This is a genomic window from Vibrio sp. 10N.222.52.C12, assembly GCF_041474215.1.
In the GTDB taxonomy this organism is placed as follows: Bacteria; Pseudomonadota; Gammaproteobacteria; order Enterobacterales; family Vibrionaceae; genus Vibrio; species Vibrio crassostreae_C.
Map to the genome: position 1 here is coordinate 1 of NZ_JBFRTR010000181.1, position 3,854 is coordinate 3,854.

Sequence of the window (3,854 nt, forward strand, 5' to 3'; positions counted from 1 at the left end):
TTTAACTGATCGGCATTAGACCTCGTGGTCGACTTTTTTGTTGTCCAAGTGTCAACGGCTTACTGTTAGTCGTTTTTCGACTTCACAAATTGAGAAATAACCACAATACCGAAAGCAACCAAGTTACCTGCAAAGATAATTACTAGCCACTGAGGCATAGAAAGATCGAAGAACTGCCACACAACCTTGCTGCAATCGCCGTAAGCCTCAAACATCCACGGAGCCCATTGGTTTAAAGGCGCCCAGCTAGGGAAGGTTACGAATAAGTCGCAGGTTGCGAAAGGGGACGGATTGAACTGGTAATCGACGTGCTCTAAAGCAAGCATCAAACCTTTGTATGCGCCAAATCCCCAGCTAGCAAGGCCTAACCAGCGTGATATTGGGTTATTCGGGGCAATCGCACCAATCATGGCGGCAACACCGATAGCGAGCATAGCAACGCGCTCATAGATACACATCACGCAAGGACCAAGCATCATCACGTGTTGGAAGAAGAGAGCGCACGCTTCAAAAAAGACAATAAAAGCCAGCAGTAAAAGCCAAGATAAACGTCCCTTAGAGAAGTCTTTGATCATTGCTAAAAAGTTCACGAATTGAATCCTGTCTATAAAATAAAAAAGCCCTGATTACTCAGAGCTTTTTATCTTGGATAAGTTTCCTAATCAACTAATATTTTTGATTAGTTAGTTATAGTTATTGTGGTTTGCGACACAATGTTTAGCTTAATGACCACCAGAGATAACTGGAGCAACGACTTCACCAGTGCGTTGAATGATCCAACCTGCATCATAGAACCATGCTGTCATTGGCTCTACGAAGAACACAATGCCTGCTAGGCCAACCAGTGCCAATACGATGGTGTATGGCAACGCCATGATAACCATGCGACCGTAAGACAATCTAATTAACGGAGCAAGTGCTGATGTTAATAGGAATAGGAATGCAGCCTGGCCGTTTGGCGTTGCAACAGAAGGTAGGTTAGTACCAGTGTTGATAGCAACAGCAAGTAGGTCGAACTGATCACGAGTGATGATGCCTTCAACCAGTGCAGTTTTCACTTCGTTAATGTAAACCGTACCGACGAACACGTTATCTGAAACCATCGATAAAATACCGTTGGCAATATAGAAGAGTGCGAGCTGTGCGCCTTTATCTTCAACGTGAAGTACTGCATCGATGACTGGCTTAAATAGAGATTGGTCGATGATCACAGCAACAACAGCGAAGAAAACGGCAAGAAGTGCAGTAAATGGCAGCGCTTCTTCAAAGGCTTTACCCATAGAGTGTTCTTCAATAACACCCGTAAATGCTGTAGCTAAGATGATCACAGACAGGCCAATCAAACCTACTTCAGCAACGTGAAGTGCAAGGCCGACGATAAGCCAAACTGCGATTGCACTTTGAACCCATAGTTTTGCTACGTCTTGCTTTGTGCGGTTTGCACGTTCTTTGTTGTCAAACTCAACTAAGATTTGGCGAACATTCATTGGTAGGTGAGCACCGTAACCAAACACTTTGAATTTCTCGACAAGTGCACAAGTTAAAATACCGCAGAAGAAAACAGGTAGTGTTACTGGCAGCATACGGATGATAAATTCACCGAACTCCCAACCTGCTTGCTTAGCAATTACCAAGTTTTGTGGTTCACCTACCATGGTCATTACACCACCCAGTGCTGTACCCACACCAGCGTGCATTAGCAGTGAACGTAGGAAAGCACGGTAGTTTTCTAGGTCATCACGAGTTAGCTCTGAGATCTCTTCATCATGAGTATGATCGTGCGAAGACGTTGTGCCCTTGCCTGATGCAACCTTGTGGTAGATAGAGTAGAAGCCGACCGCAACGCTAATAACTACGGCGATTACTGTTAGTGCATCTAGGAATGCTGATAAGAAAGCGGCAGCAACACAGAAGGCAACGGAGAGTAAAATTTTAGATTGGATGCCAAGCAAGATCTTCGTGAAAATGAACAAAAGCAGTTCTTTCATGAAGTAAATGCCAGCAACCATGAATACGAGCAAGAGTAATACAGGAAGGTTTGCTTGCAGCTCGTGATAAACCATTTCTGGTTTGGTCATGCCAATGGCGACTGCTTGAATAGCTAATAGACCACCCGGTTGAAGTGGGTAGCATTTGAGAGCCATAGCTAGAGTGAAAATAAACTCAACCACCAATAGCCAGCCCGCAACAAATGGGTCAACTAGGAAGAAAACAAACGGGTTGATGATTAAAAAGGAAATGATGGCAAGTTTATACCAATCAGGAGCTTTACCAAGGAAGTTCTTGATAAAAGCGTTTCCGAGAGACATCGGCATGTTAATACTCTTTTATGTTGATTATGAATAGACAAGCAATACAACATTTTGAGAATCGAGCTATAGAAATTGTTAAAAACTATGACTAACAGTGACTTAGAAAAACTACATTCCATGTAATGTTCTGTGGTCTTGCCAAGTCACTCCCTTAGAAACTCAAGCACTGCTTATTTTTGAGCGCAACTTTACTCTTAGATAACATTTAGTCAACAGGAAAAGCCCTGTAGCCCTAAAAATACCTCTTTTTTGTTGAGAAACGCGATCAAAGTAGCGCAAGCATACCACTTAAAATGTGATAAAAACCGACTAGAATCAATATTTCAGCGAAATGATTGAAAATTACAGAATAACGACGGCTTATATATGATTATTACAACTTAATATTGCAAATTAGTAGCTTTAAAAATATGACCAATCCCATTGATTTTAAAGAAAAATTGTTGTGTTAACGGTTTGTTTAAATGGTGGTTTAGAGTCGCTTGCTTTACAAACCTGAGGTGCAAACGTGTGCTGAACTTTAGAGTTATAACTCTAACGGTGTTTAGGGTGAGTAAAATTTTTGAGGGTGTTTCCGCTAGGTGTGAACTAGTGGTATGATGAGTAAATTAGAACAGAATAATTAAATTGGATTGAAGTGTAGATGGTCATTAAGGCGAAGAGCCCGGCAGGATTTGCAGAGAAGTATATCATTGAAAGTATTTGGAATGGCCGTTTCCCTCCAGGTTCTATCTTGCCCGCAGAGCGTGAGCTTTCTGAGCTGATTGGTGTTACACGTACTACGCTTCGTGAAGTACTACAACGTCTTGCTCGTGATGGTTGGTTGACAATCCAACATGGCAAACCAACTAAAGTTAACCAGTTTATGGAAACCTCAGGTCTTCATATCCTTGATACGCTAATGACGTTGGACGTTGATAACGCAAGCAAAATGGTAGAAGACCTGCTTGCTGCTCGTACTAATATCAGCCCGATCTTTATGCGTTATGCATTCAAAGCAAACAAAGAAGCTTCAGAGCGTACTATCAGTAACGTGATTGAATCTTGTGAAGCGCTACTTGCGGCACCAACTTGGGATGAGTTCCTAGAATCGTCGCCATACGCTGACAAGATCAAACAAGCGGTAAAAGAAGATTCAGAAAAAGATGAAGCGAAACGTCAGACGATCTTAATCGCGAAGACTTTCAACTTCTATGATTACATGCTTTTCCAACGTTTGGCATTCCACTCAGGCAACCAGATTTACGGCCTGATCTTTAACGGTGTGCGTAAACTTTATGACCGTATCGGTAGCTACTACTTCTCTAACCCAGAAGCACGACGTTTAGCGATGGACTTTTATAAAGAGTTGTTCATTATCTGTGAAAGTGGCGAGCGCGAAACTTTGCCATTAGTGATTCGTAACTACGGTATCGCAAGTGCACAAGTTTGGAATGAAATGAAAACGACATTGCCGACGAACTTCACTGAAGACGACAGCTAAGCCATAGGTTTACTATTGTTGTTCCTGTTTAGTCAGTGACGTAAAGAAAACGAAAAAGC

General features: G+C 42.2%; 3 protein-coding genes. 1 reads left to right on the forward strand and 2 read right to left on the reverse strand.

Translation table 11 applies throughout. The features are described 5' to 3' along the window. Positions 1-65 precede the first annotated feature (65 nt). Positions 66-575 carry a disulfide bond formation protein DsbB gene (dsbB, locus tag AB4623_RS23295; protein WP_102394342.1) on the reverse strand — a complete coding sequence of 170 codons (510 nt, stop codon included), beginning with the start codon at positions 573-575 and terminating at the stop codon, positions 66-68. A gap of 147 nt (positions 576-722) precedes the next feature. Then, positions 723-2,315: a Na(+)/H(+) antiporter NhaB gene (nhaB, locus tag AB4623_RS23300; RefSeq protein ID WP_372147446.1), complete on the reverse strand. Its 1,593-nt coding sequence runs from the start codon at positions 2,313-2,315 to the stop codon at positions 723-725. Positions 2,316-2,955: 640 nt separating this feature from the next. Between nhaB and fadR the strand changes: the two genes are divergently transcribed. Continuing rightward, positions 2,956-3,795, forward strand: a complete 840-nt coding sequence (gene fadR / locus AB4623_RS23305) for a fatty acid metabolism transcriptional regulator FadR (protein WP_017062161.1) — start codon at positions 2,956-2,958, stop codon at positions 3,793-3,795. Positions 3,796-3,854: the final 59 nt, after the last annotated feature.

Excerpts from the sequence above, each read along its gene's own strand:
- dsbB (WP_102394342.1), bottom strand. The coding sequence starts at position 575 with ATGATCAAAGACTTCTCTAAGGGACGTTTATCTTGGCTTTTACTGCTG.
- nhaB (WP_372147446.1), bottom strand. The coding sequence starts at position 2,315 with ATGCCGATGTCTCTCGGAAACGCTTTTATCAAGAACTTCCTTGGTAAA.
- fadR (WP_017062161.1), top strand. The coding sequence starts at position 2,956 with ATGGTCATTAAGGCGAAGAGCCCGGCAGGATTTGCAGAGAAGTATATC.